Annotated in this window: 21 protein-coding genes; 4 read left to right on the forward strand and 17 right to left on the reverse strand. The window is 44.7% G+C overall.

Annotation, left to right across the window (positions count from 1 at the left end; all coding sequences use genetic code 11):
• Positions 1-392 precede the first annotated feature (392 nt).
• The 7 genes from LIX84_RS21995 to dusA all read right to left on the reverse strand — a co-directional run bounded on the left by LIX84_RS21995 (position 393) and on the right by dusA (position 7,395).
• The gene (locus LIX84_RS21995) at positions 393-1,172 is read right to left on the reverse strand and encodes a phosphoadenylyl-sulfate reductase (protein WP_006743230.1); all 780 of its coding nucleotides are present in this window, start codon (positions 1,170-1,172) and stop codon (positions 393-395) included.
• Positions 1,165-2,901 (reverse strand): assimilatory sulfite reductase (NADPH) hemoprotein subunit, encoded by a 1,737-nt coding sequence (gene cysI / locus LIX84_RS22000; protein WP_006743229.1) that lies wholly within the window; start codon positions 2,899-2,901, stop codon positions 1,165-1,167. Before cysI ends, LIX84_RS21995 begins: the two co-directional genes overlap by 8 nt.
• Positions 2,901-4,772, reverse strand: a complete 1,872-nt coding sequence (locus LIX84_RS22005) for an assimilatory sulfite reductase (NADPH) flavoprotein subunit (protein WP_226422170.1) — start codon at positions 4,770-4,772, stop codon at positions 2,901-2,903. Before LIX84_RS22005 ends, cysI begins: the two co-directional genes overlap by 1 nt.
• A gap of 117 nt (positions 4,773-4,889) precedes the next feature.
• Positions 4,890-5,120, reverse strand: a complete 231-nt coding sequence (locus tag LIX84_RS22010) for a hypothetical protein (RefSeq protein WP_005455817.1) — start codon at positions 5,118-5,120, stop codon at positions 4,890-4,892.
• A 157-nt stretch (positions 5,121-5,277) separates the two neighbouring features.
• Entirely contained in the window at positions 5,278-5,937 is a 660-nt protein-coding gene (locus tag LIX84_RS22015; protein ID WP_164667082.1) for a TIGR04219 family outer membrane beta-barrel protein, read from the reverse strand.
• A 98-nt stretch (positions 5,938-6,035) separates the two neighbouring features.
• Entirely contained in the window at positions 6,036-6,251 is a 216-nt protein-coding gene (pspG, locus tag LIX84_RS22020) for an envelope stress response protein PspG (protein WP_005398086.1), read from the reverse strand.
• A 163-nt stretch (positions 6,252-6,414) separates the two neighbouring features.
• Positions 6,415-7,395 carry a tRNA dihydrouridine(20/20a) synthase DusA gene (gene dusA / locus LIX84_RS22025; protein WP_053807698.1) on the reverse strand — a complete coding sequence of 327 codons (981 nt, stop codon included), beginning with the start codon at positions 7,393-7,395 and terminating at the stop codon, positions 6,415-6,417.
• A 321-nt stretch (positions 7,396-7,716) separates the two neighbouring features.
• Here dusA and zur point away from each other — a divergent pair, with 321 nt between their 5' ends.
• The gene (gene zur / locus LIX84_RS22030; protein WP_005381268.1) at positions 7,717-8,181 is read left to right on the forward strand and encodes a zinc uptake transcriptional repressor Zur; all 465 of its coding nucleotides are present in this window, start codon (positions 7,717-7,719) and stop codon (positions 8,179-8,181) included.
• A 9-nt stretch (positions 8,182-8,190) separates the two neighbouring features.
• Positions 8,191-8,652: a chemotaxis protein CheX gene (locus tag LIX84_RS22035; protein ID WP_005381269.1), complete on the forward strand. Its 462-nt coding sequence runs from the start codon at positions 8,191-8,193 to the stop codon at positions 8,650-8,652.
• 105 nt (positions 8,653-8,757) lie between these two features.
• On the opposite strand, the gene pgi is transcribed toward LIX84_RS22035, so the two are convergent.
• Positions 8,758-10,410 (reverse strand): glucose-6-phosphate isomerase, encoded by a 1,653-nt coding sequence (pgi, locus tag LIX84_RS22040; protein WP_226422171.1) that lies wholly within the window; start codon positions 10,408-10,410, stop codon positions 8,758-8,760.
• 306 nt (positions 10,411-10,716) lie between these two features.
• Here pgi and LIX84_RS22045 point away from each other — a divergent pair, with 306 nt between their 5' ends.
• Positions 10,717-11,136, forward strand: a complete 420-nt coding sequence (locus LIX84_RS22045) for a secondary thiamine-phosphate synthase enzyme YjbQ (protein ID WP_226422172.1) — start codon at positions 10,717-10,719, stop codon at positions 11,134-11,136.
• A 38-nt stretch (positions 11,137-11,174) separates the two neighbouring features.
• Here the strand turns inward: LIX84_RS22045 and alr are convergent, their stop codons facing one another.
• Both alr and LIX84_RS22055 read right to left on the reverse strand, forming a co-directional pair.
• Positions 11,175-12,251, reverse strand: a complete 1,077-nt coding sequence (gene alr, locus LIX84_RS22050) for an alanine racemase (RefSeq protein ID WP_041853013.1) — start codon at positions 12,249-12,251, stop codon at positions 11,175-11,177.
• A 13-nt stretch (positions 12,252-12,264) separates the two neighbouring features.
• Positions 12,265-13,665 (reverse strand): replicative DNA helicase, encoded by a 1,401-nt coding sequence (locus LIX84_RS22055; RefSeq protein WP_005395704.1) that lies wholly within the window; start codon positions 13,663-13,665, stop codon positions 12,265-12,267.
• 221 nt (positions 13,666-13,886) lie between these two features.
• On the opposite strand from LIX84_RS22055, the gene LIX84_RS22060 reads away from it, so the two are divergent.
• Complete coding sequence (locus LIX84_RS22060) at positions 13,887-14,651, forward strand: DUF481 domain-containing protein (protein WP_006743223.1); 765 nt, start codon at positions 13,887-13,889, stop codon at positions 14,649-14,651.
• A gap of 79 nt (positions 14,652-14,730) precedes the next feature.
• Here LIX84_RS22060 and rplI read toward each other — a convergent pair whose 3' ends face one another.
• The 7 genes from rplI to LIX84_RS22095 all read right to left on the reverse strand — a co-directional run bounded on the left by rplI (position 14,731) and on the right by LIX84_RS22095 (position 19,591).
• Positions 14,731-15,183 (reverse strand): 50S ribosomal protein L9, encoded by a 453-nt coding sequence (gene rplI, locus LIX84_RS22065; protein ID WP_005381278.1) that lies wholly within the window; start codon positions 15,181-15,183, stop codon positions 14,731-14,733.
• A gap of 33 nt (positions 15,184-15,216) precedes the next feature.
• Positions 15,217-15,444, reverse strand: coding sequence for a 30S ribosomal protein S18 (gene rpsR, locus LIX84_RS22070; RefSeq protein ID WP_000090472.1), 228 nt, complete (start codon positions 15,442-15,444; stop codon positions 15,217-15,219).
• 16 nt (positions 15,445-15,460) lie between these two features.
• Positions 15,461-15,763 (reverse strand): primosomal replication protein N, encoded by a 303-nt coding sequence (gene priB / locus LIX84_RS22075; RefSeq protein ID WP_005381298.1) that lies wholly within the window; start codon positions 15,761-15,763, stop codon positions 15,461-15,463.
• Between the two features lie 8 nt (positions 15,764-15,771).
• A complete protein-coding gene (gene rpsF / locus LIX84_RS22080; protein ID WP_005381299.1) occupies positions 15,772-16,161 on the reverse strand; it encodes a 30S ribosomal protein S6 in 390 nt (129 codons plus the stop codon).
• Positions 16,162-16,403: 242 nt separating this feature from the next.
• The gene (gene rpe, locus LIX84_RS22085) at positions 16,404-17,075 is read right to left on the reverse strand and encodes a ribulose-phosphate 3-epimerase (RefSeq protein ID WP_226422173.1); all 672 of its coding nucleotides are present in this window, start codon (positions 17,073-17,075) and stop codon (positions 16,404-16,406) included.
• 92 nt (positions 17,076-17,167) lie between these two features.
• Positions 17,168-18,007 (reverse strand): Dam family site-specific DNA-(adenine-N6)-methyltransferase, encoded by an 840-nt coding sequence (locus LIX84_RS22090; protein ID WP_005395710.1) that lies wholly within the window; start codon positions 18,005-18,007, stop codon positions 17,168-17,170.
• A 69-nt stretch (positions 18,008-18,076) separates the two neighbouring features.
• Positions 18,077-19,591 carry an SPOR domain-containing protein gene (locus LIX84_RS22095; RefSeq protein ID WP_226422174.1) on the reverse strand — a complete coding sequence of 505 codons (1,515 nt, stop codon included), beginning with the start codon at positions 19,589-19,591 and terminating at the stop codon, positions 18,077-18,079.
• Positions 19,592-19,635: the final 44 nt, after the last annotated feature.

A 19,635-nucleotide genomic window follows, 5' to 3' on the forward strand; every position in this document is an offset into this window, starting at 1 on the left:
AACTCTTCTTTGTGATTGACATCACTTCGGAAGAGGCGGCCATTCTAGCGAGATAATTTATTGTGTCAAACACTTTTTCAAATTATTTCGTTTTTCTTTTCAGCCTTGCCGACTTTGCTTAAACCCTTGTGAGCCCTTGCCCTGTCGACGAGGAGGCATTATAGAGATCGCGCTCACATTGGCAAGCGTTATTTTTCAAAAATTGCAAAAATAATGGTTAAGCGATGAGTTTTCGATCAAAGCTTTATTTATTCAACTTTACCCCAAGAACTCGCACAACTTATCCACAGAGTTATTCTATAAAGCGTGTTTTTCAGGTGCTATAAATAAAGAAAGCTGCTTTATTGCAGCTTTCTTTATTTACTCTAAACTCGATTTAAAGGTCACTATGGTTATATGCCGGACCCATCTTGTTCTGAACCATCATCTTCATGTAAACCACACTCTCGTTTTAAACCAAAGAATCGAGTTTCTTCCTCTGACATTCCCGGCTCCCATTTACGAGTGGTATGAGTATCACCAACTGAAAGGTAACCTTCATCCCACAATGGGTGGTATTTAAGGCCGTGTTGTTCTAAGTAGTAATGAACGTCTTTATTAGTCCAGTCAATTACTGGCAAAAACTTAAACACACCGTTCTGAATTGATAGTATCGGTAAACCTGCTCGTGATTTACTTTGCTCTCGACGTAGTCCAGAGAACCACGTTCCAACATTAAGCTCTTTTAGCGCTCGACGCATTGGCTCCACTTTATTGAGCTTGTTGTATTTTTCAATTCCCTCTACACCCTGCTCCCATAACTTTCCATATCGAGCCTCTTGCCAATTCGCACTTTCTTTCGCTCGATAAACTTTTAAGTTTAGGTTGAGAGCATCTGTCAGCTCATCAATGAATTGATAGGTTTCAGCAAACAGGTATCCTGTATCGGTTAGAATGACGGGGATATCCGCTTTGACTTGAGTCACTAAATGAAGCATAACCGCGGCTTGAATACCAAAACTAGAAGAAACCGCAAACTCGCCCTCTAGATTTTCTAAAGCCCACTTTACTCTATCTTGTGCCGAAAGCTTTTCGAGCTCGACATTAATTTGAGCAAGACGGAGGATTTGCTCCGTCTTTGTTAATGTCAATAACTCTGTAAGCTCAAGCCTGGATGCTACAGAATCAAGCATGAAAGTCCCTCTTTGATACGAGCACTTCTTGGATAATACCAGCACGAATTGTGAAATCGCCGAAGGCTTCGCCTTCTTCACGCTCTTTCGACCATCGAGCCACCAGCAGATCAATCTCTTCTAAGATTTGCTTATCCGTGATGTTCTCTTTGTACATTTTTGGTACTCGAGTACCAGCACGGTTACCACCTAAATGTAGGTTGTAACGACCTGGCGCTTTACCAACTAAACCAATTTCAGCCAACATGGCGCGACCACAACCGTTTGGACATCCAGTTACACGCAAAATGATGTTGTCATTTTCTGGTAGGTTGTGCTTTTCCAAAATCCCCTCCACATCAGTAACAAACTGAGGAAGAAAACGCTCTGCCTCTGCCATTGCTAACGGACACGTTGGAAAGGCAACACACGCCATTGAATTTTTGCGCTGCTCACTGATATTGTCATCCATCAAGCCATGTTCACGAGCGATCTTTTCGATCTTCGCTTTTTCGCTTTTAGGTACCCCCGCAACAATTAAGTTCTGGTTGGCAGTCATACGGAAATCGCCTTTATGGATTTTGGCAATTTCAGCAACACCCGTCTTAAGTGGTTTACCTGGAAAGTCTAATAAGCGACCGTTTTCGATGAAAAGCGCTAAATGATATTTACCATCAATTCCTTCTACCCAACCAATACGGTCACCACGCTCAGTAAACTCGTACGGGCGGCTTGCTTCAAACTGAATGCCTGCTCGCTTTTCGACTTCGGCTTTAAAGACATCAGTACCTACACGGTCAAGTGTGTATTTGGTTTTGGCATTCTTACGGTTTGAGCGATTACCCCAATCACGCTGAGTGGTAACCACCGCCGCTGCAACATCAAGCGTTTTCTCTAATGGGATGAAACCTAAGTCGTCAGCGCGGCGCGGATAAGTTGACGTATCACCATGTGTCATCGCTAGGCCGCCGCCAACTAAAACGTTAAAGCCTACCAACTTGCCGTTATCCGCAATTGCTACGAAGTTAAGATCATTGGCATGAACGTCTACGTCATTTTGCGGTGGGATCACCACCGTCGTTTTAAACTTACGCGGTAAATAGTTTTTACCCAGAATAGGCTCATCTTCTTCAGTGCTTTCTACTTTCTCACCGTCCAGCCAAATCTCAGCGTAAGCACGTGTTTTTGGAAGCAGGTGTTCACTGATCTTCTTCGCCCATTCATAAGCTTCTTGATGAAGTTCTGATTCGACCGGGTTAGTGGTACACAACACGTTACGGTTTACATCACCCGCGGTTGCAATCGAATCAATGCCAATACTGTTGAGCGTTTGATGCATCAACTTAATATTCGGTTTTAATACCCCATGAAACTGGAACGTTTGGCGAGTCGTCAGACGAATACTTCCATATAAAGAGTGCTCCGTTGCGAACTTGTCGATCGCTAACCATTGCGTTGGCGTGATGATGCCTCCAGGCATACGAGCACGAAGCATCACATTATGTAATGGTTCCAGTTTTTGCTTTGTGCGTTCATTACGGATATCACGATCGTCTTGTTGATACATACCGTGGAAACGAATTAACTGGAAGTTGTCGGCAGTAAAGCCACCAGTAATACGGTCCTGTAAATCTTGCTCAATGGTGCCACGTAATAAGTTACTTTCTCGCTTCAGGCGCTCGTTATCAGATAGCGGCCCTAACTCTTCACCTAATACAACCTGCTTATTATTGTCCGTAGAAAAAGTCATTAGTACACATCCCTCTGATAACGTTTCGCTTTACGTAGGTCATTAATAAATTGTTCCGCATCGTCACGCGGCATCTTGCCTTCTTGTTCAGCAACGATAACCAGTGCGTCGTGCACATCTTTTGCCATACGAGTGGCATCACCGCAGACATAGATATAAGCGCCTTTTTGGATCCACTGCCACACTTGAGCTGCGTTTTCTAAGATGCGATGTTGTACGTAAACTTTTTCTACTTGGTCACGACTAAAAGCAACATCCAATCGGCTTAGTACTCCTGACTTGAGGTACTTTTGCCATTCAACTTGGTATAAGAAGTCTTGAGTGAAAGTACGATCACCAAAGAACAACCAGTTTTTGCCTTCAGCATCGCGGTTTTCACGTTCCTGAATAAAGCTACGGAATGGTGCGATCCCTGTGCCTGGACCAACCATGATAATTGGAGTGCTATCATCTTCCGGCAGTTTAAAGTTGTTGTTATGCTCAACAAATACTTTAACTTCATCTCCCTCTTCGAGACGCTGTGCTAAGAAGCTCGACGCACCACCATATCGTTTTTCGTCGTTTTGTTCGTACTCAACCAAAGCAACCGTTAGGTGTACTTCTTCATCGACCTCTTCTTGGCTTGATGCAATAGAGTAAAGGCGAGGAGTAAGACGACGAAGCAAACTAATCAACTCATCTGCGGTTAACTTGGTTTTCTTCTCTGCCAATACATCAACAATTTGAGTATTTGCAGAGTACTCGCGAAGTTTATCTTTATCGTCAACCAGCTTTTGTAGCTTCTTGCTACCGGATAACTCGGCAAACTTTGTAATGAGCTGAGGGTTAGATGTTGTGATTTCATATTTACTCACGAGAGCACTATGGATTGACAAGCTTTCGCCATCAACATCAACGGTTTCAACCCCAGACAAACCGACCTTACCAAGAATGGCATTAGCAAGTTCTGAACTATTTTCAAACCACACACCTAGCGCATCACCAGGCTGATACGTTAACCCCGAACCTTCCAAGTCAATTTCTATATGACGAACATCCTTTCCAGAATCACGACCCGTGATTTTTTGACTGGTCAGTAACGTCGCTGTGTATGGGTTTTGTTTATTGTAAGGAGAGTGCGCAGTCGCCGCCTGACCCACAGGAAGTTGAACCACATCCGCTTCAGTGCCAGAAGAAAGCGTATCTTTTACCTTACCTAACGCATTCTTACGCCATTCAGCTGCTGGTGCTTCATAATCCACATCGCAATCAAGACGATCGATAAATGGGGTCGCGCCTAACTTTGATAGGTAAGCGTCGAAGTCTTTACCGGTTTGGCAGAAGAATTCGTAGCTCGAGTCACCCAGAGCAATAACGCCATATTGAAGGTTTGACAGCTTAGGAGCTTTCTTAGATTGCAAAAACTCGTGTAGCTCTATAGCGTTATCTGGTGCTTCGCCTTCGCCGTTCGTCGATGCCACAATAATGACATGTGTTTCTTTGGCTAAGTTTTTACCTTTGTAATCACTTGCATCAAAAAGTTCGACAGCAATTCCTTCTGCTTTTGCTTCCTGTTCTAGAGCTTCAGCAACGCCTTTAGCGTTGCCAGTTTGGGAAGCAAAAATAATACTCAACTTACCTGCAGGCTTCGCTGATACGGCTGCCGTCGCTTGTGCAATTGGCGTTACCGCTGTATTTGGTTGATTTTGAGCTAATCCCCAAAAATACCCACTGACCCAAGCAAGTTGCTGTGAAGACAACTCAGAGACAGTTTGTTGGAGTGAGCTAATTTGTTGGTCATTCAGAGGGCTTGCGATTGGAGGAGTTCCTCCTTGCCCATTATTATCTTCAGACACATTCTTGTGAGAATACTCATTCTTTTGAAAAGACATTATCACGACATCCCTATTCATTGCGTGACGATAGAGTACCCACTCTCCTTAATAACAAGAAAGAATAGAAGTGAATGTTTTATAACTTTTTGGAAGTAAGAACGGCTTACTTTTTGCTCATCGATCTTCAATGCGGACTTGTTGAAAGCCTACTGCCATTGCCGATTTTGACGCTGCATCCAAATCTTCATAAAGACATTCTTCACCATGACTGTCCGTCAGAAAAACAAAACCACCGCGCGCATGTCTGAACTCCACAACCCAGCCACCCTCTTGGATTGCAGGTTCAATAATCGCTTCGACAAGCTGGTTTTCACGGAATAGATGTCTTAGTTCGTTTATTGTCATAGCTATCCCTGCTTTAACTTTCACATTGCTCCTAGGTAAGCATGGTCTAAGTCAGCAAAATAGGCAGAAAATTCGATTGGATATAATGAAGTGATATAAAAAAACGCCGCTTATAAAGCGACGTTTTAAAAAAATCGAGTATCTAATCTGGCTGCATTTAGAATGCGTATTCTGCACTCACAAAAAAGCCGTTAGCAAAAATAAACTCTTTCCCTAGATCCGACATGAATTTCTCGGACTCCAAATCAATCACGCGGTAACCACCACGAAAAGCCAGTTGAGCTTTTTCGAGCGGTACATGGTATTGAACACCGGCCATGAAATCAGTGCTTTTGATACCTTTGTTGTCACCAAAGTTTATCTCACCAATCACATCAAAATTTGTGTCCGGAACTTGAATCTCTGCGTAACCGTACCAAGCCCAAATCAGCTCATCAAACTCTTCTATACGCTTGTTTGAGCCAGCATCAATGTATTTAGTGTCACTTAAATTACTGAATGTAACACCCGCATCAAAATGCAATAAATCATGCTCCAGAACTTGGTAGTACATGGTGAAATCGAGCTTATCGAACCCCATATAATCAGCATCAATGCTCGAGTAACGAAAACGCGCATTAGGAACGTATTTCACATCATGCTCAATCGCCGCGTAAAATGCGCCTGTTGTGCTGCTATCTCGTCTTACTTCATTTACTTTAGTGTCAGCAGCCCAGATCTCTGCGCCGACTTTCGTCGATACAGAATATTCTGCAAAAACAGGAAAAGATACTGCCAACGATAATGCTGTTAAAGCGATGGTCGCTTTATTTGTCATGTAGTGTGTACTCCGAGATAGCTGATGTTCACGTTGAAGACGTGAGAGGAAATATACCATACTCTCACGTCTCTCTATCAACTAAATCATGTCACTCGTTATTTATAGCGGGGCTGGGCAACGTAATTTTTGAAGAACCAAACACCCAATGCAATCACGATTAACCATGGCAATAGTTTGAGTACCGCTCCGACCATTCCCAGTAAAAACATCACAACTAACGCGATACCGGTTGCTGCGAATACGGTCATCATTGTGATACCGGTAACCAATAGGGTCGCCGCAAAGACTAAAATAAAGATTAGCTCCAACATAATCACTTCTCCATTTGTTTTTAATAAACAGAGCAGTTTCCATACCAACTTACCAAGATGACGATAACACAATGATTTTTATTCAAAAATAAAGCCAGAGGCATTTCTGCACTCTGGCTTTATCATTCTTTAGTTGGCAATTTTAGCCAACCACTGGTGAATTTTACACATTCAATTCTTTTGGAATCTTCGCTAACGCGTCTTGCAGCACTTCTAAACCAGAACCCGGCTTGTGCGCATTTTCACTGATATGACGACGCCATTGACGAGCACCTGGCATGCTTTGGAATAAACCTAACATATGACGGGTAATATGACCAAGGTACGCACCTTTCGCTAATTGCGCTTCAATGTATGGGTACATTTCTTCAACAATTTCGCTGCGTTTCTTCACTGGAGCATTAGAGCCAAATAACTCTTGATCTACCGATGCCAGTAGATATGGGCTTTGGTAAGCCTCACGACCAATCATCACACCATCAAGATGCTGAAGATGTTCTTTAGCTTCTTCTAGTGACTTTACACCACCGTTAATAGCAATGGTTAAGTGAGAAAAATCTTGCTTCAATTGGTAAGCTCGTGGGTAATCCAATGGTGGGATCTCACGGTTTTCTTTCGGACTAAGACCACTTAACCAAGCTTTACGCGCGTGGATAGTGAACTGCTCACAGCCCCCCTTTTCTGAGACAATAGAAACAAAATCCGTTAGGAACTCGTAAGAATCTTGATCATCAATACCAATACGAGTCTTGACTGTCACAGGAATATCAACCACGTCCTTCATTGCAGCGACACAATCCGCAACCAACTGTGGTTCCGCCATTAGGCAAGCACCAAAGCGACCGTTTTGTACACGGTCAGACGGGCAACCCACATTGAGGTTAACCTCATCGTAGCCACGCTCTTGAGCCAGTTTGGCACACTTTGCCAAGTCTTCTGGGTTTGAACCACCCAACTGAAGCGCCAACGGATGCTCTTCTTCGTTGTAAGCTAGGAAATCCCCTTTTCCATGAATGATCGCACCTGTCGTCACCATTTCAGTGTACAGCAGGGTTTCTTTGGTCATTAAGCGATGGAAGTAGCGACAATGACGATCGGTCCAGTCGAGCATTGGTGCTACGGAGAGCCTGCAAGAATGAGTCATGATATAAACACCCGTTTTTATGTTGCCAAGGTCGAGCGCAGCAGTACGCTCAAAAAATAAGTCGGGTATTGTATACCCAAGCACCTCTAGGTGCTAGTTTCAGCGAGAATGATTTGGTTGTCCGGCTAGCCAAATGCTTAGGAATATGCAGCAGTAATACGAATCTGTCACTCGTTGATTCATTCTGTGATGACTATTCCGACTTCACACCACCACCGACTTGCTTTAATTCATGATTTTCGTTCTGATAGTGGGTAAAATGAAGCATTTCTAAACGAACTTCGTATAGAAATGATTTATCATAGAGCACGTCCGATAGTTATGGTGAAAGGTTTGAACCCAACAATCATTGAACAAATTGAAAGTATCTGCGCAGAGCGTGGAGTACGATTGACTCCGCAACGCCGACGCGTATTTGAACTCATTTGTTCTAATCGCCGCGCCTCAAGTGCGTATGAGCTATTGGAGCAACTAAAAGAGAGTGAGCCTCAGGCTAAGCCTCCCACTGTTTATCGAGCATTAGATTTTCTCCTAGAGCAAGGCTTCATCCACCGAGTGGAATCGACAAATAGCTTTATTACTTGTTGTTCTTTCAATACTCAGCAGCACTTTTTCCAATTACTAATTTGCGATAAATGTGGTGATGTCGTTGAACTCGAAGATGAGACGCTGATATCCTTGTTAGCCGAAAACGCCGAGAAGCATGGATTCAAACTGACCAACCAAGTTATTGAAACTCATGGTGAATGCCAGGCCTGTTCCTCCGAGACGAAAGAAAAAGTATAGAAGAACGTTATGCGCGCTGAATTTGTAAACCCGTTTTTAGCTTCTTTAATGAACGTGCTAAAAACCATGGCTTCTCTTGAGCTGAAGCCACAAAAACCGCGAATCAAAAAAGATGAGATCGCACGAGGTGACGTTTCTGGTCTGATTGGCATGGTAGGTCCACAAACTCGTGGTTCAATGTCGATTACCTTTGATGAAGCGCTAGCTCTAGAAATCATGCAGAACATGCTTGGTGAGCGTCCAAATGGACTCAATGAAGAGGTCACCGATATGGTGGGTGAGATCACCAACATGGTTACTGGTGGTGCGAAACGCATTCTGGCGGAAAGTGGTTTTGATTTTGATATGGCAACACCGGTAGTGGTTTCTGGCCGAGGCCATACGATTCGCCACAAGTGTGAAGGCTCAATTATTATCATGCCTTTCTCTTCCCAATGGGGAAATGCCTTTATCGAAATTTGCTTCGAATAAAAGAGAAAAAATAGGTTGGCACTGGCCAACCTATTTTGTTTTTGCCTCAGGCAATAAAAAAGGTCAGCATTTGCTGACCTTTTCTTTATCTATTCAAACCAAACATTAAGCTTTGAACGCTTTAAATGCGTTGATTAGACCATTTGTTGAGCTGTCATGCGAGCTGATTTGAGACTCGTCTGCAAGCTCAGGTAGGATTTGGTTAGCCAGTTGTTTACCTAGCTCCACGCCCCATTGGTCAAAGCTGAAGATATTCCAGATAACACCTTGTGCGAAAATTTTGTGTTCGTACATTGCGATCAAGTTACCTAGCGTACGAGGCGTGATTTGCTTCACTAGGATAGAGTTTGTTGGACGGTTACCTTCAAACACTTTGAATGGCGCAATCGCTGCCACTTCTTCAGCGTTCTTACCTGCTTTCACCAACTCTTCTTTCACTGTTTCTTCACTCTTACCAAACGCTAGTGCTTCAGTTTGTGCAAAGAAGTTGGACATCAGTTTTTGGTGATGATCGCTAGCTGGGTTGTGGCTGATTGCAGGTGCAATGAAGTCACATGGGATCAGCTTAGTGCCTTGGTGAATCAGTTGGTAGAACGCGTGCTGACCGTTGGTACCTGGTTCACCCCAAATAATAGGGCCCGTTTGGTAAGTCACGGCATTGCCTTCACGGTCAACGTATTTACCGTTTGATTCCATGTTACCTTGTTGGAAGTACGCCGCGAAACGGTGCATGTACTGATCGTAAGGTAAGATAGCTTCTGATTCCGCACCGTGGAAGTTGTTGTACCAAATACCGATAAGCGCAAGGATCACAGGGATGTTGCTTTCTAGGTCTGTTGATACGAAGTGCTTGTCCATCTCGTGAGCACCTTCAAGCAGCTCAACGAAGTTGTCGTAACCTACCGCTAATGCGATTGATAAACCGATTGCAGACCATAGTGAGTAACGGCCACCAACCCAGTCCCAGAATTCGAACATGTTCGCGGTATCGATACCGAATTCAGACACGGCTGTCGCGTTCGTTGAAAGCGCAGCAAAGTGCTTAGCCACGTGAGCTTGATCGCCCGCTGACTCTAAAAACCAATCACGAGCAGTGTGCGCGTTAGTCATGGTTTCTTGCGTTGTGAACGTCTTAGACGCGATCAAGAATAGCGTCGTTTCTGGGTTAACTTTCTTCAACGTTTCAACGATGTGAGTACCATCAACATTAGATACGAAGTGAAGGTTTAGATGATTTTTGTACGGTGCTAGAGCTTCCGTCACCATGTAAGGACCAAGGTCAGAACCACCGATACCGATGTTCACGATATCTGTAATTGCTTTACCTGTGTAACCTTTCCACTCACCGCCGATAACGCGTTCAGTGAATGATTTCATTTTTTCTAGAACCGCGTTCACTGCTGGCATTACGTCTTCGCCGTCTACCATTACTGGTGTATTCGCGCGGTTACGTAGTGCAGTGTGAAGAACAGCGCGACCTTCTGTTTGGTTGATCGCTTCACCACTGAACATCGCTTCAATTGCAGATTTCAGCTCAGTCTCGTTCGCAAGAGCGAACAGGTGCTTCAGAGTTTCCTCATTGATGAGGTTCTTTGAGTAATCGACTAGGATGTCTGAGCCGAAACGTGCAGAGTATTTGTCGAAACGCGCTGCGTCTTGAGCAAATAACTCTTTAAGATCCATATCTTGTGCAGATTCGAAATGCGCAGTTAGCGCTTTCCAAGCTTGTGTTTGCGTTGGATTGATATTTTTCAACATGGTCTTTATCCCGATGTTACAGTAGGTTCCATTCCTTACAGTCTAGCGAAAACTGTGGAATCCCCGATTTAGCAAATAGAATATTAATTAGATGTTTGGGCGAATTGCCACAAAACAAGTCTTTGTAATTTTTTTTCAGGTGCCAATTATGACTGAGAGTATTTACACTCACATTGAGTTAGGTCACGTTCCCTGCCCTGAAAATGAACAATTCATTTACGATGACAAGAATCATATCACTTACTAATGACAGGCTCTAATTGGAATAGGATAGACGCCAATTTATAAATTTCCAAAGGAACACGTATGTGGGCACAAAAAACACTGCAATTAAAAGCGAGAAGCCGCGGTTTTCACCTAATAACTGATGAAATTGAACAACAATTACCACAAATAAACGAGCTTTCAGTAGGTTTATTACACCTATTTATTCAGCATACCTCCGCCAGTTTGACCTTAAATGAGAATGCTGATCCAACCGTGCGTATGGACATGGAATCGCATTTCAACAAGTTTGTACCAGAGCGTGCTCCTTATTATCAGCACACCTATGAGGGTGATGACGACATGCCAGCACACATTAAAGCATCGCTGCTTGGCAGTAGTGTTACAATACCAATCCAAAATGGTCGATTAGCTTTAGGAACATGGCAGGGCATTTACTTGGGTGAGCACCGAGACTTTGGCGGCGGCCGCCGCGTTATTGCTACGATTAACGGTGAGTAGATAAAACAAAGGCTAACCTTAGGTTAGCCTTTCGCTGTTTATTTTGAGTACTCCATCTCGACGCGAGGCGTTAGCTTAGTCACGAGTTCATACGCAATCGTACCAATGTGACCCGCCACTTCTTCTACTGGGAGCTCTTTCCCCCAAAGAATCGCTTCGTCGCTGACTTTATCCGTTGCATCTGGTCCCAAATCGACCGTCAGCATATCCATGGAAACTCGACCTGCGATAGGTACTTTACGACCATTTACCCAAACCGGAGTGCCATTCGGGGCACTTCTTGGGTAACCGTCGCCATACCCTACAGCGATGACACCGACTTTTGTATCTCGCTTACTGGTCCACATACCGCCGTAGCCAACACTTTCGCCCTTCTTAACTTCACGTACCGCAATAAGATGGGATTTAAGTGTCATCACGGGTTGATACCCCAGATCTTGTGCGGTCTTGTCATCAAATGGCGATACACCATACATGATGATGCCCGGACGAACCCAATCCAAATGGCTTTGAGGCCATGCCAACAACCCCGCAGATGCCGCAAGTGAACGCTCCCCCTGACAACCAGAGGTCAACGACTTAAACAGCTCAATCTGTTGGGGAGTGATATGACTATCCAGCTCATCTGCACATCCAAAGTGACTCATGTAACGTAACGGCTTGGCTACATTTGGACACTCTTTCAACCGCGTGACAAACTCATCATATTGTTCAGGGCGAACGCCAAGACGGTGCATCCCACTATCAATCTTGAGCCACACGACAACCGGAGTTTCAAGGTCGGCTTGCTCCAAGGCGATAAGCTGCTCTTCACAATGAACCACCGTTTGGATGTTGTTCGTCACAAGAACAGGTAAGTCACCTGGGGAGTAAAAACCTTCTAGCAATAGAATTGGCTTTACCACGCCACAAGCGCGCAGTTGCAACGCTTCTTCAATGCGAGCTACGCCAAAGGCATCCGCATGGTTGGCATGTTTTGCAACGTGACGTAATCCGTGACCATAGCCATTGGCCTTCACTACAGCCATCACTTTACTTTGGGGCGCTTGCGCTTTCACGCGCTGTAAGTTGTGCTGCAACGCAGACAAATCAATGCACGCCTTGGCCGCTTTCATATAGCTCATGGGGTTACTCATCATCAATATCGAATGCAGGACCCGCGTAGTTGTCAAAGCGCGAGTGTTGACCTTGGAAGGTGAGCCGCACAGAGCCGATAGGGCCGTTACGTTGCTTACCAATGATGATTTCTGCCGTGCCTTTGTATGGGCTATCTGGGTGATACACCTCGTCACGGTAGATGAACATGATCAAGTCGGCATCCTGCTCGATAGAGCCCGACTCACGCAAGTCCGAGTTTACTGGGCGTTTATCTGAACGTTGCTCTAGGGAACGGTTAAGCTGAGACAGCGCCACGACGGGCACATTCAGCTCTTTTGCCAGCGCTTTCAGAGAGCGCGAAATCTCCGCGATTTCCAGCGTACGGTTATCAGAGAGTGCAGGCACGCGCATAAGCTGAAGGTAGTCGACCATGATCATCGACAGACCGCCATGTTCACGTGCGATACGGCGAGCGCGTGAACGCACTTCGGTCGGAGTTAGACCGGAGCTGTCATCAATGTACATGTTTTTCTTCTGCATCAAGATACCCATAGTAGAAGAAATACGCGCCCAGTCTTCGTCATCCAACTGACCCGTACGGATCTTGGTTTGGTCAACGCGAGACAAAGAGGCCAACATACGCATCATCAACTGCTCGGCTGGCATCTCTAGCGAGAAAATAAGCACAGGTTTCTCTTGTTGCATGGCCGCATTTTCACACAAGTTCATCGCAAAGGTCGTTTTACCCATCGATGGACGCGCCGCGACAATCACCAAATCAGAACCTTGCAAACCTGCGGTTTTCTTATTGAGGTCAGTGAAACCTGTGTCGACACCCGTTACACCATCTTGCGGCGTTTTATATAACAACTCGATACGTTCTAACGTCTTTTCGAGGATGTTATCGACATTTTGTGGCCCTTCGTTTTCACTGGTTCGTGACTCAGCGATGGCGAAAACTTTACTCTCCGCCATATCAATCAGATCTTCCGAACTTCGACCTTGAGGATCGTAACCCGCATCCGCAATCTCATTCGCGACACCGATCAAACCACGGACGATCGCACGCTCGGCAACAATATCAGCGTACGCATTAATGTTAGCGGCACTTGGCGTGTTTTTCGCCAAATCTGCAAGGTAAGCAAAACCGCCCACATCTTCTAATTGCTCGTGACGCTCCAAGTATTCCGATAAAGTAATAAGATCGAGAGGCTTGCCCGCTTCAAGAATGGTTTTTACACCTTCAAAAATTAGGCGATGCGGACGACTATAGAAATCACTGCTTACAACACGTTCGGCAACGGTGTCCCAACGTTCATTGTCCAGTAAAAGACCACCAATTACTGATTGCTCGGCTTCTAGTGAGTGAGGTGGCACTTTGATTGCGTCGACCTGACTGTCTGAAGGTTTGCGATTTCTGTTTTCCGCCATGACTTTGCTCGATAACTACTATTGACCCACGATTATAACCTTAACCTAACTGAGATGCTTCCCCGAAGCGACAATTACTTGTTAAGAAATCAACATGCGAACCGCACAAGTAATAGCCTGGTTCTTCCGCCCAGCTCTAATAAAAATTAACCTACCATTGACCCAACAAAATATCTGTATCAGTATCATGCCCCTCCTTTTTAATTACGTTCGAGGTTGATGTGTCCCGATACTGGTTACTTAGCTTTAGCCTACTATGCGCTAGTGCATCGTATGCTGACGAATCAGTACAGCCAGAGCAAAATATTGATGTGCCCGACCCATTAAAAACCGAGGTGGAGTTCGGCTATCAAGCTCACACAGGTAACACGGACTCTCGTTCCCTGAATGCTCGTTTGAGTGCTGAATATACGTCAGGTCGACACCGTTCTAATGGTGAATGGAAGTACTACAACTTGTACAAAGACGGTGAAGAAGACAAACGCTCATCCACCTACGCCCTACAGAGTGACTACAAGTTAGGTCCTAAAACGTATTTGTATGGCAGCTTTAAAGGGGTGGATTCTCGTTACAGTGCCTATTTTAAAGACTACACCTTATCAGGTGGTTTGGGTTACCAGTTTTCCTACACTGAAAACTTCATTTTAGAGGTAGAAGTCGGTCCTGGTTTTCGTTATCAAGAACCAAATTTAGACGAAATAGATGATGACGACATTGTCTTTCCCGATATCGTTCGAGAAGGCATTTTTCGAGGGAATATCAATACGACTTGGCACGCACTAGATAATCTGAGTTTCGCGGCTGATATTACGTTGGTAACAGGTAAAAGTAATACACGAGCCGATAGTGAGCTAAGCGTGACCAATGATATTACTGAAGATATTGCACTGAAACTGGCACACTCTCGTCAGTATCACGATAAAGTGCCTGAAGGCTTAAGCAAAGCGGATAGCGTATTTTCCGTTAATTTACTCTTCGCTTTTTAACCCGTTTTTTCTCCCAGTTTTAGAAATAAAAAAAGCACCTCCGAAGAGGTGCTTTTTAGTATTTCGTCTTGATACTGAATTACTCAGCAGCAACAACTTGTAGGTTCACAGTTGCGAAAACTTCAGAGTGAAGTTGAACGCTGATCTCGAACTCACCAGTTGTACGTAGAGCACCTTCAGGAAGGCGAACTTCGCTCTTAGCAACTTCAACGCCTGCAGCTGTGATAGCGTCAGCGATGTCACGAGTACCGATAGAACCGAATAGTTTGCCTTCGTCACCAGCTTTAGAAGCGATAACTACAGCTTCTAGAGCGTTAACTTTCTCTGCGCGAGCTTCTGCAGCAGCTAGTTGCTCAGCAACTTTAGCTTCTAGTTCAGCACGACGAGCTTCAAACATTTCAACGTTAGCTTTAGTTGCCATAACTGCTTTACCTTGTGGGATAAGGAAGTTACGAGCGTAGCCAGATTTAACGTTTGCAGTATCGCCAAGACCACCTAGGTTACCAATTTTATCAAGTAGAATAACTTGCATTGCTTAATCCTCTTTCTTAATAAAATGAACCGATTACTGATGCTTGTCAGTGTACGGTAGTAGAGCTAGGTAGCGTGAACGCTTGATAGCACGTGCTAGTTGACGCTGGTACTTAGCGCTTGTACCAGTGATACGGCTAGGTACGATTTTACCAGCTTCAGTGATGTAGTTTTTAAGAGTTGCTACGTCTTTGTAATCAATCTCTTGTACGCCTTCTGCAGTGAAACGGCAGAATTTACGACGACGGAAGAAACGAGCCATGGGCTATCTCCTGATCTTAAATTTGAGTAATGTTGTCGGCGTGTAACACTAATTTTCCCACGCCATTTCGGCCGGTTTGATAAGTGACAAAACCACTTACCTTAATGTTACTGCCTTGAACTAAATTCTGAGTTAGTGCTTGTGACCCAAGCCCGCTGACGACTACCGGCATACGACAATAAACTTGTCGAGGTAAGTCAGCTTCGATAATAGTAGAGCGATGCTCCAGCCAAAACCGACAGTGTTCAATGCCACCAGGGCTTTTACTACGAATGGGCGGTTTGGCAATGGTGCCGCTCAGCTCCATTCGATTGGCCATAAGAAAACTTACTCAGCAGCTTCTGACTTAGCTTCAGGCTTAGCTTCAGAACGCTCTTCACGACGTGGAGCACGCTCTTCTTTTTGCTTAAGCATGATAGATTGCTCAGTGATCGCTGCTTTAGTACGCATGATCATGTTACGTAGAACTGCATCGTTGAAACGGAAAGCAGTTTCTAGCTCATCAATTACAGCTTGGTCAGCTTCAACGTTCATAAGAACGTAGTGAGCTTTGTGAAGCTTGTTGATTGGGTAAGCCAGTTGACGACGGCCCCAGTCTTCTAGACGGTGGATTTTACCGCCAGCTTCAGTGATTGAACCAGTGTAACGCTCGATCATGCCAGCAACTTGCTCGCTTTGATCTGGGTGCACCATGAATACGATTTCGTAATGACGCATTGGTTGCTCCTTACGGATTATTCAGCTTCCACAAATGGCTCAGTCGTCCAGAGGAAGCAAGGAACTAAAGATAATTGACTGAGTTTAAGGAGCACGAATAGTACAGAAAGGGCGCAAAATAGGCAAGTGATTATTTGCTCAACGCAGGGGATATTTTATTTCATCCAACGCTAGAAATAACAAAGGCTGCCAATAAAGTGACAGCCTGTAAAATCAGGGCATTATCGCGCGTATATCAGGACTTATTTCACTTCAGCCAGTTCCGTGCGCATTTGGTCGATCACTTGTTTGTAATCTGGCTGACCGAAAATCGCCGAGCCTGCAACAAACATGTCTGCGCCCGCTTCTGCGATTTCACGAATGTTGTCAACCTTCACACCGCCATCAATTTCTAAACGGATATCGCGACCAGACTCATCGATCATCTTACGAACTGCACGCAGTTTATCTAGTGTGTGAGGAATGAATGATTGACCACCAAAGCCAGGATTAACCGACATCAGTAGAATCATGTCGACTTTGTCCATGATGAACTCAAGGCTCGCAAGTGGCGTTGCTGGGTTTAGTACCACACCAGCCTTACAGCCGTGCTCTTTAATTAACTGCAGTGTACGGTCTACATGATCGGAAGCTTCCACATGGAATGTAATCATCGACGCACCCGCTTTTGCGAAATCAGGAATAATGCGGTCAACCGGTTTCACCATTAGGTGAACATCGATTGGCGCTGTGATGCCGTAATCGCGTAGTGCTTTACACACAGGTGCACCAAAAGTCAGGTTTGGTACATAGTGGTTATCCATAACGTCGAAATGTACCACATCCGCACCCGCTGCGAGTACTTTCTCGACATCTTCACCGAGACGAGCAAAATCTGCCGATAAAATGGATGGAGCAATAAGAAAATCTTTCATACCTGACCTCAGTAGTAATGAGCAAACAATCTGCGCGCAATTCTACCGAAGCCAGTGGGGAGATCCACTATTTAGATTTAATAGTGTGAGAACTAAGAGCTTGGTTGATCCATCTCAGGGGCATGAAAAAGAGCAAGCAGCTCATCGACTTTATTACGACCACTGCCATTGCGGCTAATGGTGCGCTTTACTTTTACTACATTGAGATCTGCACCGTGATACAACCGACGCGTCAACGTAGTGTCGTGGTTAGAAATCAGAACCGGAATACCACGCTCAGTCGCCGTTCTTTCAGCAATGTCGGCTAATGCAGCCTGATCATCCAACGTGAAACCATTACCTGCGTATGAGGTGAAATTTGCCGTGTTTGAAAGCGGTGCATAAGGAGGATCGCAATACACCACACTCCCCTTACGTGCTCGGCGAAAAGTTTCTGGATAACCTTCACAAACGAACGTGGCTTTCTTAGCTTTTTCGGCAAAAAACTCCAATTCCGCCTCTGGGAAGTAAGGCTTTTTATATGAACCGAACGGAACGTTAAAACCGCCTTTTTTGTTGTAACGGCATAGACCATTAAAACCAAAGCGGTTCATGTACAAAAACGCTAAAGAGCGGTACATCACGTCATCGGTTTTATTAAACTCAGCGCGAATGTGTAAGTAAGCTTCTTTACGGTTGTTCTCAGCGACAAACCAACGCTTCGCTTCAGAGATATACTCTTCAGGGCGTTCTTTCAGTAGGTTGTACAGATTGATCAGATCTGGATTGATATCTGCCAGTAGGTAATGGTCATAGTCGGTATTCAGAAAAACTGAGCCCGCGCCAACAAAAGGTTCAACTAGCTTTCGAGCCGGCGGTAAATGACGTTGGATGTCTTCAACCAGTCCGTATTTTCCTCCTGCCCATTTAAGAAAGGCTCGTTGCTTTTTCATCTACTGCTCTATCTATCGACCAAAAATTAAGGCTGCGGAATGTAACATATTTTTCAGCGAAGCTCAGGTTTATTTCACGCGATCAATTTCGCGATGAACCTGACGGAGTGATTTTGCCCAAGGACTCACCGACTTAACCGAATCAGGCAAGCTTGCAACGGCATCGCGAGCCATTTGAATTGTCGGATAATCTTGGTATGTGATGATATACCACTCGGTGTCATTGCGAACGGTAGGATAAATTCGTACTTGATTATTCAGCTGATGCTCATCGAGGAAGGCTTGTACATCCTCCATTGACGTCATAGCAGCAAGCTGCAGTGTATAGGCTCTTGGTGATAGTGCTTTTAATTCTTCGCGAGCAAATGAAAACTTAACCACAGGCTGCTTCGCACCGTCTTCTCCTGACTGAGCAGAAGTTTGCGTCATACCTTGATTTGGTTTTACGACTTTAATCAAAGGAGAGTCAGTTTCATCAGCAGTTTCTGCTTTATCAGTACCTACGATATCATCAATCGCTTTTGTGTCTGCTGAATCAGCTTTACCTTCAAGCAATGCATCGACCACATTCGACTCAATCACCACTCTCTGTTGATTGTCATCACTGCCAACGCTCGCCACTTCTTCCGTTACTGCTGGCGGTAATGAATCAGAATCATCAATCGCGCCAGAGCCATCAAGACCACTGCTAGTGTCATCAGTCACAGATTGTAGTGAAGACTGCGCAGCACTGATTCCTGAATCTTCAAAAGTTGGAATAGCCGTTTGCTCTAAACTACCAGCAATTTGCTGCGCTTTATCATCAGGGCTTGGTTGATTATACATCCACCAATAGCCACCAGCAGCAAGCAACAGTAATGCTAATACCACTAACGCAATATTCAGCGGTGAACCGACAATCGAGCGGATAATGATCCTTTTTTCCACTTTCATCTCTCCTAACGCCATGATGTCACCCGGTACTGGGTCAACTTTTTTAAATGCATCTCGAACCCGCTTCTCCGCCTCATCATCAACATAGCGCGCAACAAGTGATTCAAAGAAACGACGGGCTTCCACTTCGGACAACATATCAATATCAAGCTCAACAGGCTTTATCTCTTGTCCGTAACTGAGACGTGACAGCAATCCTTCTAAGCGCCCAGACTGCGTAAATAATAAGACATTGATGGTCCAATTCGGCTTATGATGCGCCTCTAAAACCAGCATCCAAAGCTCAGAAACGAGCGTCTCACTTAATAAATGCGCATCATCAACCACAATCGCGATATCACAAGGCTCATCACCCAATAGTCTTTCGAGGCTATCAAGTAAAGGCTCTTGCTGATTAAACAATGCGTCCGAAACCAGTTGACTCAAAATAAGGATGCGGCGCTGCACATCATCTTGATTAGAATGACAAAGTAACAAACATTGATTCTTGTTACTGGCACCCACTTCAAGGTATCGCTGCGCTAACCAAGATTTTCCATAACCATCATGACCATTAATCGCAATGAAGTTGGAACCAAAATTAGTCAGCAATCCTAACCTATCAAGCAACTCGATTTGAGAATCTAATTCCAGAACGTGAGCAACACTCATCTAATAACCTTAATACACTACAAGAATGACGCCCAAAGGCGCCA

Origin of the sequence: Vibrio sp. E14 (genome assembly GCF_020515785.1) — a bacterium.
GTDB classification, from domain to species: Bacteria; Pseudomonadota; Gammaproteobacteria; order Enterobacterales; family Vibrionaceae; genus Vibrio; species Vibrio diabolicus.